Here is a 12,364-nt window from a genome sequence, read left to right on the forward strand (position 1 = left end):
TAAAATAAAGAGATAACCTAAATTGGGCAATCGCATAGAATGACAATAGGCAAATGTTTTTCTTTCCCTTTTAGGCTTATGTTTATCTTACCATTGTAGGAGGAGGATACCAGTATGAACAAGAAACAACATTCTTTTCATTCACAAGATAATGGCGAAAATCAGGAAAATGAATTAGAGACAGTTGAGACAGCTGCTGAAAGAATTGAAAGAAAACCAGAATTTGATACGTTCGGGACGGGGTTAAATGGTTACGGAAATTAAGAACAAAAAAAATGATGGTGATTCATTTTCATATTGAATCACCATCATTTTTTATGCAGTAGCCTCTCCTTGCGTATTTCGACCCTGTTTCTTTTTCTTCACTGGCATTAAGCTTCTTTCCAACCAACCCATTATCACATCAGCAATTACTGCCATCAATGCTGTTGGAATAGCACCAGCTAATATGATTGCCGTTCCGTCTTGCGCATTCGTTCCACGCATAATAATATCACCAAGGCCCCCAGCCCCAATAAAAGTACCTATTGTTGCAATACCAATTGTAATGACTAATGCTGTTCGAAGCCCTGCCATAATGACAGAAAGGGAAAGCGGTATTTCTACCATTCTTAATATTTGCCATTTTGTCATACCCATTGCTTTACCGGACTCAATTAAAGTATGATCGACATTCCTAATTCCTGTATAAGTATTCTTAATAATTGGCAATAAGGAGTAAAGGAATAGTGCAAAAACGACTGTATTTGTTACAAGGCCCATAACAAGCATTAATACTGCGAGCATGGCGAGTGCAGGAATCGTTTGAATGACATTTGCTAACGAGAGAACTACACTACTTAAACGCGCATATCTCGCTATTAAGATGCCAACCGGAATACCCACTATCGCTGCAAATAATACCCCGTAGGCTGACATTAGAAAATGTCTAAAGAACTGTTCCCATACATAAGAACCGTTATTTATAAAATACGTCAGTAAGTCAGAAATCAAATCCATTTATGCCACCCCCTATTCCTTATCACGGAAATAATTATTTTCTTCTAAAAATTCTTCAGCAATAATTGCCGGTTCTCTTAATTCCCCGTCTGCTGCATAATTTAATTCTTGCATTTTTTCAGTACTTATTTCTCCTATTAATCTTTCTAATAATGGATCAAGTTCAGGATACTTCTCTAAAATTTCTTTACTCGCAACAGTAGATGAATCATATGGTGGAAAGAAATTCTTATCATCTTCTAATACTTTTAAATTAAAGGCTTTTATACGCCCATCTGTCGTGTAAGCTAAAACGACATCCATATCTCCTGATGCCGCTGCTTGATAAACAAGTCCAATTTGCATAGGATACACATTCGAAAAATCAAAGCCATATGTTTCAACAAAACCATCATATCCATCTCCTTCACGATTCAACCATGAAGTATCTACACCGAAATTTATTTCATTTGCTAACTTCTCTAAATCAGATACCGTTTCCAAATTCTCTGCTTCTGCTAATTCAGCTGTTACGGTAAAGGCATACGAGTTGTCAAATCCAAATGAATCATACCATTTTTGATTATATCTCTCGCTAAACTCTTCTTGGACTACTTCCATTGCCTTATTAGGATCCAGTACCGGCTCCATTCCTAAAGCTCCTGCAATATCTGTCCCTGTATAGCGAGTGGCTGATATATCTACATCATTTCTCACCATTGCCTGATGAAGCACAATAGAAGACCCAAGGTTATTAACCATATTGACACTGAGATCGGTTTCTTCTTCAATTAACTGTTTAATTATTTGACCGACAATTTGTGATTCAGATGTAGCCACTGTTCCAATTGAAATTGAATCTTCACTCGATCCGGTTAAACCAGGAAGTGAACAGCCTGATAATAAAAGAGTCATAGTTAACATCATCGTCATGAAGATTTTTTTGCTTTTTATCAAACTAATCACCACCTTATGCTGTTTTTTTGTCACGCATTGATTTAGGAGTAACCTTATATTCTAACTTTCCAAGTATTAAATCAACGATTAATGCGAGTATCGTAACTGGAATCGCCCCTGCAATAATAAACTCAGTTTGGTATAAATTTAATCCACTAAAAATAAAATCACCTAAACCGCCTGCACCAATAAAAGCAGCTAAAGTAGCCCAACCGATTAAGTATACAGTCGATACACGAATACCAGCCATTATAACAGGGATGGATAATGGTAATTCTACATATCGGATTCTTTCCCATCCAGTCATGCCCATCCCACGCCCAGCTTCTAATAAGCTTTTATTAACATCCTTCACACCTGTATAAGTGTTTCTTAAGATAGGCAGGACTGAATAGAAAAATAAAGCAATAATGGCAGGAACTTTACCAATTCCAAAAATAGGAATAAAAAACGCTAAGATTGCGAAACTTGGAATTGTTTGAATCATGCCAAGCACAGCCATTACTGGTGATGCGGCTTTTTCGAATCTTGTCAGAAGTACACCTAAAGGGACTGCTACAATGATACCTAGAACTGCAGCGATCACTGATATATATAAATGCTCCCAAGTTTTGATCAATAATTCCGTACCGTTATTATTTAAAAAATCCATTATGGCACTCATCTACATCTCTCCCTTCTACTGTGCACGCTCCAGCTCTTCGTCTCCCCAGATAGAGTCATAAACGATATCAACTAAGCTTGTTCTTGTCACTATACCGACAAGATGTTTTTGTTCATCTACAACCGGCACATATTTCAGCCCTTTCTTCAATATTTGCCTGATCGTATCACGTACAAGGGCATCTTTTTGCACAGAAAATGTATCCGGATTTAGAATATCTGCTACGCTTTTTGCTTTTTTTCTATTTTGATCAATGGCTTCTACATCAATATATCCTTCTAAAACCCCTTCTTTATCAATAACCAATAATGAGTCTACGCGATTTGTTTTCATAACAGTTATCGCATTATATAACTGCTCATCACTTGTAATCGTGACAGGATGAGCATTCATTATTTGCTCAACTGTTGTAATGTTTGGTTTTGCTTGCACTAATCTTTCTTTTCCGATAAACTCTTCGACAAATTCATCGGCAGGCTCTCGTAAAATTTCCTCAGGAGTCCCACATTGTACAAGCTGTCCATCACGCAAAATGACAATTTTATCTGCTAGTTTAAGAGCTTCGTCCATATCATGCGTAACAAAAACGATTGTTTTGTCTAATTTCTTCTGCAAGTTTTTAAATTCATCTTGTAGGGCATCTCTCGTAATCGGATCGAGTGCACCAAAAGGTTCATCCATTAAGATTAACGGCTGATCAGCGGCTAACGCTCTCAAGACACCAATACGCTGCTGTTGACCTCCACTCAGTTCATGAGGATATCTCTCCAAATAATCCGGAGTCATATCAACGAGAGAAAGAAGCTCCTCTGCCCGTTTTTTTCTTTTTTCTTCTGGCCACTTTAAAAGCTTAAGCACAAGAGAAATGTTTTCTTGAATGGTCATATGCGGAAATAGACCAATTTGTTGGATGACATAACCGATTTCTCTTCTTAGCTTTACTGGATCTTTCTCCATAATATCCTCACCATTAATGAAGATTTTGCCTTCAGTTGGTTCGATTAAGCGGTTGATCATTTTCATTGTTGTTGTCTTCCCACAACCACTTGGCCCAATAAATACAATGAACTCACCTTTTTTAAATTCTAAATTCAGATTAGAAACAGCTATTTTGCCGCCCTTATACTTTTTTGACACATGCTCAAATTTCAGCATTTATAACACCCCCGTTTTTTTCCTCTACCGCATAATACCCATTTCACCGTAAAATGAATCTTCTTATCAGACTTTTTACTTACTTAATATAGTATATTATAAACTTTATAAAATAAAAAGTTTACAAAGTGTACATATTTTATAAAAAATAGTTAAAATAAATATTGTATAAAGTTTTTACTCGTTATATCTTATAATAGCTACGTAATCATACGAATTACTCTACAAAGTATGATTATGTAAATTTTTTCAAATATGGTACATTGTCATTAACTAAATGATCCTTATATTGAAAGGGTGATTGGATTGAGCGAAAGTTTAGATCATATTGAATCTATTTTTGTTGATAGAATAGCGGATAATATGAACACGTATGGTGTGTCTTCGACTGTCGGCAGAGTGTTAGGGATTATTTATATGCACCGAAAACCGATGACACTTAGCGAATTATCGGAAGCAACTGGCATGAGCAAAACAAGAATGAGTCAAGTAGTAAGAGAAATGGTGGAGCTAAATATTGCGGAAAAAGTATTCGAGAAAGGCATCCGTAAAGACTTATACAACGTAGAACAAGACTACTACCAAACGTTCGTATCACTATTCACTTCCAATTGGCAAAAAGCGATACAAAAAAACAAACAATTTGAAAAGAAAATAAAAGAAGAACTTCATAATATCACATCAAAAAAGGAACTTACGATCGAAGATGAATTAAAGATAAATGACTTATTGGCTGAAGCAAAGGAATGGATGGAATACTACAAATGGTTGGCTAATCTTGTGGAATTTTTTGAAAGTGGTGAAGTATTTAAACATGTACCGAAGCCATACTAAAAAAACGGCATGAAACTTTTCTTAAATATTTATTGTAAAGTTTGTCCTTTCTTTTCATATATATAACATATCCAACCATTACTAAAGGTTAGGAAAAACAATTAAATGGGGATTGTTATATGTTAACTGGACTGATCATCATTTTTTTATTTGTCTTATTTCTGCCCTTTATTTCAAAAGTAGTCGAAGAGAATTTAGAAATATTTCTTTTCTTTATGGGCGTTCTAGCTGTTTTTATTAGTCAAGTCTATACGGAAGCATTATTTTTTAAAGCAGCAATTGCACCAATTAATATCGCTATAGCGGTTTTTATTGCAGGTGTCTTATTCAAGTGGTTTCAGCGTGGATTGCAAAATTCAGTCGTCTATGTTAGTGAACGTGTACCCTTTTGGTTTTTTATTTTTTTCACAGTGATCTTTTTAGGACTAATTTCAAGTGTTATTACTGCTATTATTGCCGCACTCATTCTTGTCCTTATCACTTCTTCCCTTACACTACATAGACGGTCATTACTCATTTTTGTTGTTCTTTCCTGTTTTTCTATTGGTTTAGGGGCATCTTTAACACCTATTGGTGAACCACTTTCCACAATTGCTATTAGTAAATTGAATGAGGATTTCTTTTTCCTTATCAATTTAGTTGGTAAAGAAATTCTAATTGCCCTATTATTCTTCGGCTTACTAGCCGCTATTTTAGTTAAGCCACCTAGTCAAACAGATAAATTCAGTAAAATGGGGCAAAATGAAGCAGAAGGATACGGTGAAATAAGTATCCGTTCATTAAAAATTTATTTCTTCGTCATGGGGTTAACATTTTTAGGGGCTGGATTTGAACCTTTAATTAACCAATATTTAATCAACCTCACACCTTCAGCTCTGTACTGGATAAATATGCTATCTGCAGTACTTGATAATGCGACATTAGCTGCTGCGGAAATTAGCCCTTCTATGAGTGATCAGACCATTCAAGCGATATTACTCGGTCTTTTAATCAGCGGTGGAATGCTTGTTCCCGGCAATATCCCGAATATTATTGCAGCCGGTAAATTAAATATTACTAGTAAAGAATGGGCGAAAATCGGATTACCTATCGGACTCGTATGTATGCTTGCTTTTTTTATTGTGCTATTGTTTATACAATAACCATTTGTATGTCTATCTTTCTGGCAAAACGCTGATGATTTATATTATTAAAACTTCACATAATAGAGGAATAGCGGAGACAAATTGAATCGTAAATGTCTCCGCTTCAATATTTGTAGATGAATAAAAATTTGCGAATAACTAAGATAAAGGAATTATATTGGTCTAATTATTAAGTAAATTCTTTTCAAGGATGATTTTATGTAGGCCCTTTTCATTTGTATAAGTATGAATAATGTCAAACCCACTTTTTATATTCAAAATCAACATATTTCGCCACTTATACATTGTTTTTGTCTGTACAATATGAAAACCATTATTTCTTAAATACTGATGTTGCTTCTTCATTAGCATTGATGCAATACCTTGTTTTCTATAATTAAAATCTATTCCACCTAGCCAACTATAAAACTTCGTGCGATCAATGGCATACCCAATCTTATATCCGATTGTTTTCTCGCCATCCTTTGCAATTATAACCAACAATTTAGATTGACGCTGCATGTGGCTAATCAAAGAATCTGAGGTTCCAAAAATGTCTTTATGAAGTTTCAAAATATCATTTAACACTTTTGCTTCAGGGGTTGTATTGTAAACAATATATTCATATCCCATAGATACCTTTTCTCCTTCTAAACATTTTATATTGAAATTTGCCTGCCATAAACAGACAAATGTATCCGACATTACAAATGCAAACAAAAAGAAGGGATATTTCTTCATACAGAAACAGCTCGTATGGACATGTTGATCCTCTTCTTACATTAAGCTAGATCAAATAAGGAGTGTACAACCGTGTCATTTCTGCCAACAGTCGTTTCGGCTTGGGATAATGAGTTCATAATTGCTTCTTCTGTTACTTCTGCTGCTGCTACAAATAGATCATTCATAATCGAATGATCTTCTCTTAAAGTTTTCATCGTATTCAAATAAGCTGATTGTTGATGCTTTATTGTATTTGCAGTAGAAAAAGCGATCACAATATCTCCACTACCATGACTATAATGGCTCCCCGTCCTTCCCAGTCCAATTCCACATCTTTTAGCAACTCGATGTAATTGCCGATCACTTAAAGGAGCATCTGTTGCTAATACAATAATAATCGAACCATCAGCTGTTTTATCTAACGCTAAAGGAGGATTTACGCTGTTTTTAAAATAGCGTTCAAAAGGGAATTCAGGTTTTCCTCCGAAATTACTTAAGACGAGACATCCTACATGAAAGAATGTTTCGTCATTTATTGACAATTTTCTAGAAGAGGTACCGATCCCTCCCTTATAGCCAAAACATATCATCCCCTTCCCTGCACCAACTGCACCTTCTTCCACTGGATTTGTTGAAGCATGCGAGATCGCTTCCATCGTATCTTTTGGCGTAACAACCATTTCTCTTATTGAATTCAGTAAACCATCATTACACTCTCCGGTGACGATATTAATCGTCCCTGTTGTATCTCCAATGTCTTTATTCTCTTGTAACATATATTGTAGGGTACCTTGTGTAACAGCCGGGACTGAAAATGTATTGGTTAACATAATGGGCGATTCTATCTGTCCTAATTCATTTACTTGTACCAACCCCGTTGTTTTACCAAAACCGTTAATAACATATGATGTCGCCACTACTTTTTCTTTAAATAAATTACCACCATGTGGCAAAATTGCTGTGACACCTGTACAGGCATATCCTGTTTCCGTCTTTTCATCAATGGTTTTATGACCAACTCTCACCCCTGGAACATCAATCAAGCAATTATTTTTCCCTGTAGGTATCCTACCAATGATTATTCCTCTGTCTCGTATTTTCAATCCTTTTCTCTCCATTTCTTTCATTACCAAAAAAGCAACCTTCCTCGAAGAAAGGTTGCTTTTTTTTATTCATTTGTTAACTTATTTAATTCATCAGTTAATGCCATAAATCTCTCTTCATTTCTTTCTTCAAGAGCGTTATCAATTTCTTGGCGGAGCTTTTTCATTCTGAAGTCAAGTATAGCCTTATTTAACACTTGTTCCGCTACGACTGAGTATTGGTTTTCATCGGTTTGGACTGTTGAGTTAAGCGTGTACTTTTCCATTTTGAAATCAACCCCTTGACCTTTTTTCTATTATAACAAAAAATTTCAGATAATTCAATTCTTAAATGAAATTAATCTTATACACTATTTTTAATAGTTGTTAATATAAATATTACCCAGTAATATCTTGAGATAAACCTTTTTAAAATAGTTTATCCACTTCCTTGCAAATATAATTTTCTTTACTATAATGGATATTTAGGGAATCAAAATATATCTATTGGTATATATATTTGTAAACGAGGTGGGGTATTTGGATCAATCAACAAATTCATTACAAAAAGAAAGAATTTGGACAAAGGATTTTACATTAATTTGTTTTGCAAACTTCTTTGTATTTTTAGGTTTTCAAATGACATTACCAACATTGCCTTTGTTTGTCGAAGAACTTGGTGGCAATGATCAATTAATCGGATTAGTCATCGGGATATTCACCTTTTCATCGCTTATTATGCGCCCTTTTGCGGGACATGCATTGGAATCAAAAGGCAGGCGATTTGTCTTTCTTATCGGACTCGCTGTATTCGTTCTTTCCGTTGGCGTCATTGGCTTTATTACGAGTATTGCCTTTCTACTCATACTCAGATTAGTTCAGGGATTAGGCTGGGGATTCTCTACAACAGCATCAGGGACTATCGCAACAGATCTTATTCCACAGAAAAGACGGGGAGAAGGGATGGGTTACTTTGGTCTATCAGGTAATCTAGCGCTTGCATTTGGTCCTACATTAGGATTAGCACTTATTGGTAATATTAGTTTTACCTCCTTATTTCTTATTTGTTCTTTATTAGGACTCGCTGCTTTTATCCTTTCATCATTCATAAAATATAAGGAAGTTGACCATACTGCTAGTGTTGTAGAGAAGAAAAAGTTTGATGTTTACGAGAAATCCGCTCTCCCACCTTCCATATTAATCTTCTTTGTTACCGTTACATTTGGAGGGATTGCTACATTTCTACCTATCTATTCATTACAAAAAGGGATTGATGGAATTGAATGGTATTTCTTTCTCTATGCTTTAGCTCTACTCATCAGCCGTACTTTTGCAGGTAGAATTTATGATAAAAGAGGGCATCAAGCTGTATTTATTCCAGGTGTGCTCCTTATTATTGTAGCCATGCTTCTACTCGCATGGTTACCAAGTAATGCGATTCTATTTACCGCGGCTATTTTATACGGTTTTGGTTTCGGTACCATCCAACCAGCTCTGCAAGCTTGGTCTGTTAAAGAAGCACCAATTAATCGAAGAGGAATGGCCAATGCCACATTCTTTTCCTTTTTTGATTTAGGAATCGGTATTGGATCAATTATGTTTGGACAAATTGCTTTTTACTTAGGATATAGCTCTATCTACATCGTCGCTGCCATTTCAGTTGTTGTTTCTTTATTCATCTATATTGGCATGTTATTACAAATGAAAAAGAACCGCTAACTATGTTGCAAGAAAAAAAGAACCTAATAGAAAAACCCGAAAAACATTTTCCAATTGTGTTTCAAATGCTTTTCGGGTTTTTAATGATGGTTTAACCAAAAACTACCAACTTCAAGATTAGCCCCCCTGCATGGGACTGTCTCTTTTCTTCGTCACACTGCCTCTTTCCTCTCATTCAGTCTATCCTTTTCTTCAACTTTATTGATAATCATCCCAAATAAAGCCGCTAATATTTGTTGAAAAAGCATGCCAATAACAACGGGCACAGCTACTGGCGGTGGGAAATAAGCAACGGCTAAGACAGAGCCTGCACTAATGTTACGCATCCCACCATTAAAAGTAATCGCAATCACTGCTTCTCTATCTTTCCCTACTATTTTTCTCGCAATTAAAAAGGCTACTAAATATCCCGTAAAGGCTATAAAGAAAACGATGACAACTAATGCTAATAAGCGTAAATCAAAGGCTGTCAAGTAAGATGATACAACCGCACTGTTAATCATTACAACAGTAGCCATACCTATTTTAGAAAATGGCGCAAGTCTTGCACTAAGTATGTTTGAAACCTTCTCTTTTGTGATTGAATTAACAATCATTGCCAAAATAGATGGAATAACAATCATCATGAATAACCCACTCACCATGCTTATGACATCCATTTCCACCTTTGCCCCTACTAAGAGCTTTAATGTAAGTGGAACGAGTATTGGTGATAATAATGTATCAACGAGAATAATCGTTAACGTCAATGGAATACTGCCTTTATAAATGGAAACCCATATTAAACTAGAGATGCCCGTAGGTATTGCCATCATTAAGATTAAACCAGTAATTGTATAAGTATCATTTGGAAAAGTGATATGACCAACAGTAAATGCCCACAATGGCATAAAAATATGTAGAACAAATAAGACGATAAATAGTGGCAAAGGGTGGGTGATCGCTTCTTTCATCGATGTAAAATTTGCCTTCAAACTACCTGCGAATGTCATAAACGCAAAGATCCATGGGATAAGATGATCTAGGTTTTTTAAATAGACAGCAAAGCATATACCTAATATGACACTGGTAGGAGTGATCAAGGGCATCATTTTATCTAACTGACTGTTTATTTTCGTTAATATCATCCCTCACTCCTTTCTCTTTTTATACAGATATATTTTAACACTTTTTAGCAATGATTTTTCCGATAAAATAAAAACGTAATATTATGCATTATGAGCACAATATTACGCTACCCTTGATTATTCACACGAAATTTCCTGTAAAGTTACATGATAGTCGCCAATTTCACCTTCACGATACAGGTTTGTTACTGATGTATAATATTGAATAATTTTGGCTTTCATTCTAAGATTATTCGCCGGCACTTGCACATCAAAGTTTTCTTCATATAAAAGCACGGCAACATCATGATAGTTCTCACTCGTTACTTTAAAGTCTATGGCAATTTGCTTTAAACCATTTACAGATGTTTCCTTAAATTGATTAATAGGTAATAAATAATTGTTTAATTGAATCTCTTGAACCATTTTCATCTACTCCCTTTCTTTCATTTATTATTCTAGCAAATAATGAGGGGAGGTTATATTGTTTTGCTTACTTCATAAACACATTAAACCATCCATCTTTTTTCCAGATAAAAAAAGTTAATTAAATGAAATAAAAATCTACTCAAGTCATGACTCCGCTTACATTTTTGCGCATACATTTAACTCCTATGGAAAAAAGCACCGGCATGCTAACTATAGCAGCCAGTGCAAAGTATAATCAAAGTTTGTTTATTTGCTCTGTTAACGTATCAACTAAAAGATCAATATCACTTTCAGTTATATTTAACGGTGGCGCAAGTGTAATTATATTATTATATCCTGCCACAGTTGCTCCGTTTTTACCAATTAATACCCCATTGTCTTTACATCCGGAAATTATCTTATTCACATACTCCACCGCTAACGGTTCCTTCGTCGCCTTATCCTCTACTAACTCAATACCGATTAATAAACCTTTTCCTCTAACATCCCCTACATAAGAATGATGTTGCAGCTTTTGACGTAATGTTCTCTTTAGCGCTTCACCGGCCGTTTTTGACCGTTCGTACAGCTTCTCATCTTCCATAATCTCTAAGTTTTTCAATGCTAAAGCGCAAGCAGCAGGGTTACCTCCAAAAGTATTCACATGGCGAAAGTAATCATATTCTGCTGTTCCTTTGAAATAATCATAGATTTCTTTTTTCACTGCGGTAGCTGATAAAGGTAAATACGCACTTGTTATCCCTTTTGCCATCGTAATAATATCTGGTGACACTTCATAGTTCATAAATCCAAATGGTTCACCCGTGCGACCAAAGCCATTAATGACTTCATCACTAATGAGCAATGCCCCGTGCTTCTCACAAACCTCTTTTACACCTTTCATATAGTTTTCTGGTGGCATAATCACTCCGCCACCTGTAATAATTGGTTCCATTATGACAGCTGCCACAGTCTCATTTAGCTCCCACGTCATTACCTTATCTATATCCTGTACTGATTGCAGCTTAGTAGGTGCCAAGGCTTCATCTTCCGGTTGGCGATACATATCAGGTGGTGCGACGTGAATAAATCCAGGTGCGAGCGGTTCATATTTATATTTTCTTTGCGCCTGGCCTGTTGCTGCAAGTGTTGCCATCGTATTCCCATGATACCCACGATACCTAGAAATTATTTTGTAGCGTTCATGTTCTCCCTTTTGCTTATAATACTGTCTAACGATTTTAAATGCGGTTTCATTCGCTTCTGACCCACTATTTGAAAAGAAGAATACATAGCCGCCACCGAGCATTTCATTTAGTTTTTCAGCTAACTTTATCGCTGGTGTATGACTTTGTGATAAAGGAAAATAAGCCATCTCTTTTAATTGTTCGTATGCTGCTTCTGCGAGCTCTTTTCTACCATAACCTGTATTCACACACCATAGCCCTGCCATTGCATCTAAATAACGATTACCTTCATGATCAGTAACCCAAGCACCATCTGCTTTTTCCGCTATAATTGTGCTATTAGGGCTAAATGGTTTCATCGCATGCCAAACGACTTCTTCATCTTGCTTAAGCAATCCCTTCTCTTCCTTAATTTCAGCCATGCCCT

14 protein-coding genes are annotated in these 12,364 nt (G+C 35.7%); 4 read left to right on the forward strand and 10 right to left on the reverse strand.

The annotated features are described in order from the left end of the window. Nucleotides 1-114: 114 nt before the first annotated feature. Complete coding sequence (locus tag MHH73_RS12455) at nucleotides 115-264, forward strand: hypothetical protein (protein ID WP_191814354.1); 150 nt, start codon at nucleotides 115-117, stop codon at nucleotides 262-264. 51 nt (nucleotides 265-315) lie between these two features. Here the strand turns inward: MHH73_RS12455 and MHH73_RS12460 are convergent, their stop codons facing one another. Genes MHH73_RS12460 through MHH73_RS12475 form a run of 4 tightly spaced genes read right to left on the reverse strand, consistent with a single transcriptional unit; the run spans nucleotide 316 to nucleotide 3,754 of the window. After that, complete coding sequence (locus tag MHH73_RS12460) at nucleotides 316-999, reverse strand: ABC transporter permease (RefSeq protein WP_341067168.1); 684 nt, start codon at nucleotides 997-999, stop codon at nucleotides 316-318. Nucleotides 1,000-1,011: 12 nt separating this feature from the next. Then, complete coding sequence (locus MHH73_RS12465; RefSeq protein WP_445662544.1) at nucleotides 1,012-1,932, reverse strand: osmoprotectant ABC transporter substrate-binding protein; 921 nt, start codon at nucleotides 1,930-1,932, stop codon at nucleotides 1,012-1,014. A 16-nt stretch (nucleotides 1,933-1,948) separates the two neighbouring features. Next, nucleotides 1,949-2,599, reverse strand: coding sequence for an ABC transporter permease (locus tag MHH73_RS12470; RefSeq protein WP_191814358.1), 651 nt, complete (start codon nucleotides 2,597-2,599; stop codon nucleotides 1,949-1,951). 15 nt (nucleotides 2,600-2,614) lie between these two features. Continuing rightward, a complete protein-coding gene (locus MHH73_RS12475; protein ID WP_341067173.1) occupies nucleotides 2,615-3,754 on the reverse strand; it encodes a betaine/proline/choline family ABC transporter ATP-binding protein in 1,140 nt (379 codons plus the stop codon). A 306-nt stretch (nucleotides 3,755-4,060) separates the two neighbouring features. Between MHH73_RS12475 and MHH73_RS12480 the strand changes: the two genes are divergently transcribed. Continuing rightward, entirely contained in the window at nucleotides 4,061-4,588 is a 528-nt protein-coding gene (locus MHH73_RS12480) for a GbsR/MarR family transcriptional regulator (RefSeq protein ID WP_404826094.1), read from the forward strand. Between the two features lie 119 nt (nucleotides 4,589-4,707). Then, a complete protein-coding gene (locus MHH73_RS12485; protein ID WP_191814362.1) occupies nucleotides 4,708-5,730 on the forward strand; it encodes a DUF1646 family protein in 1,023 nt (340 codons plus the stop codon). A 165-nt stretch (nucleotides 5,731-5,895) separates the two neighbouring features. On the opposite strand, the gene MHH73_RS12490 is transcribed toward MHH73_RS12485, so the two are convergent. The 3 genes from MHH73_RS12490 to MHH73_RS12500 form a co-directional block, all read right to left on the reverse strand. Further along, entirely contained in the window at nucleotides 5,896-6,345 is a 450-nt protein-coding gene (locus MHH73_RS12490; RefSeq protein ID WP_191814364.1) for a GNAT family N-acetyltransferase, read from the reverse strand. A 149-nt stretch (nucleotides 6,346-6,494) separates the two neighbouring features. Continuing rightward, complete coding sequence (locus MHH73_RS12495; RefSeq protein ID WP_225230623.1) at nucleotides 6,495-7,562, reverse strand: DmpA family aminopeptidase; 1,068 nt, start codon at nucleotides 7,560-7,562, stop codon at nucleotides 6,495-6,497. 41 nt (nucleotides 7,563-7,603) lie between these two features. Next, nucleotides 7,604-7,804 (reverse strand): IDEAL domain-containing protein, encoded by a 201-nt coding sequence (locus MHH73_RS12500; RefSeq protein ID WP_191814366.1) that lies wholly within the window; start codon nucleotides 7,802-7,804, stop codon nucleotides 7,604-7,606. 253 nt (nucleotides 7,805-8,057) lie between these two features. Between MHH73_RS12500 and MHH73_RS12505 the strand changes: the two genes are divergently transcribed. Then, a complete protein-coding gene (locus MHH73_RS12505; protein WP_225230611.1) occupies nucleotides 8,058-9,236 on the forward strand; it encodes an MFS transporter in 1,179 nt (392 codons plus the stop codon). A gap of 152 nt (nucleotides 9,237-9,388) precedes the next feature. Here MHH73_RS12505 and MHH73_RS12510 read toward each other — a convergent pair whose 3' ends face one another. From MHH73_RS12510 to MHH73_RS12520, 3 genes are all read right to left on the reverse strand, one after another. Beyond that, nucleotides 9,389-10,363: a bile acid:sodium symporter family protein gene (locus MHH73_RS12510; protein WP_191814369.1), complete on the reverse strand. Its 975-nt coding sequence runs from the start codon at nucleotides 10,361-10,363 to the stop codon at nucleotides 9,389-9,391. A 117-nt stretch (nucleotides 10,364-10,480) separates the two neighbouring features. Next, nucleotides 10,481-10,768, reverse strand: coding sequence for a DUF3219 family protein (locus MHH73_RS12515; RefSeq protein WP_191814371.1), 288 nt, complete (start codon nucleotides 10,766-10,768; stop codon nucleotides 10,481-10,483). 238 nt (nucleotides 10,769-11,006) lie between these two features. Beyond that, entirely contained in the window at nucleotides 11,007-12,359 is a 1,353-nt protein-coding gene (locus tag MHH73_RS12520) for an aspartate aminotransferase family protein (protein WP_191814373.1), read from the reverse strand. Nucleotides 12,360-12,364 lie beyond the last annotated feature (5 nt).

It is taken from the genome of Cytobacillus sp. FSL K6-0265 (assembly GCF_038003465.1).
Taxonomy (GTDB): Bacteria; Bacillota; Bacilli; order Bacillales; family Cytobacillaceae; genus Cytobacillus; species Cytobacillus stercorigallinarum.

What these genes read in the sequence shown, in the direction of transcription:
- MHH73_RS12520 (WP_191814373.1), bottom strand. Translation starts at nt 12,359, where the DNA reads ATGGCTGAAATTAAGGAAGAGAAGGGATTGCTTAAGCAAGATGAAGAA.
- MHH73_RS12500 (WP_191814366.1), bottom strand. Translation starts at nt 7,804, where the DNA reads ATGGAAAAGTACACGCTTAACTCAACAGTCCAAACCGATGAAAACCAA.
- MHH73_RS12460 (WP_341067168.1), bottom strand. Translation starts at nt 999, where the DNA reads ATGGATTTGATTTCTGACTTACTGACGTATTTTATAAATAACGGTTCT.
- MHH73_RS12475 (WP_341067173.1), bottom strand. Translation starts at nt 3,754, where the DNA reads ATGCTGAAATTTGAGCATGTGTCAAAAAAGTATAAGGGCGGCAAAATA.
- MHH73_RS12455 (WP_191814354.1), top strand. Translation starts at nt 115, where the DNA reads ATGAACAAGAAACAACATTCTTTTCATTCACAAGATAATGGCGAAAAT.
- MHH73_RS12490 (WP_191814364.1), bottom strand. Translation starts at nt 6,345, where the DNA reads ATGGGATATGAATATATTGTTTACAATACAACCCCTGAAGCAAAAGTG.
- MHH73_RS12495 (WP_225230623.1), bottom strand. Translation starts at nt 7,562, where the DNA reads ATGAAAGAAATGGAGAGAAAAGGATTGAAAATACGAGACAGAGGAATA.
- MHH73_RS12485 (WP_191814362.1), top strand. Translation starts at nt 4,708, where the DNA reads ATGTTAACTGGACTGATCATCATTTTTTTATTTGTCTTATTTCTGCCC.
- MHH73_RS12515 (WP_191814371.1), bottom strand. Translation starts at nt 10,768, where the DNA reads ATGGTTCAAGAGATTCAATTAAACAATTATTTATTACCTATTAATCAA.
- MHH73_RS12470 (WP_191814358.1), bottom strand. Translation starts at nt 2,599, where the DNA reads ATGAGTGCCATAATGGATTTTTTAAATAATAACGGTACGGAATTATTG.
- MHH73_RS12510 (WP_191814369.1), bottom strand. Translation starts at nt 10,363, where the DNA reads ATGATATTAACGAAAATAAACAGTCAGTTAGATAAAATGATGCCCTTG.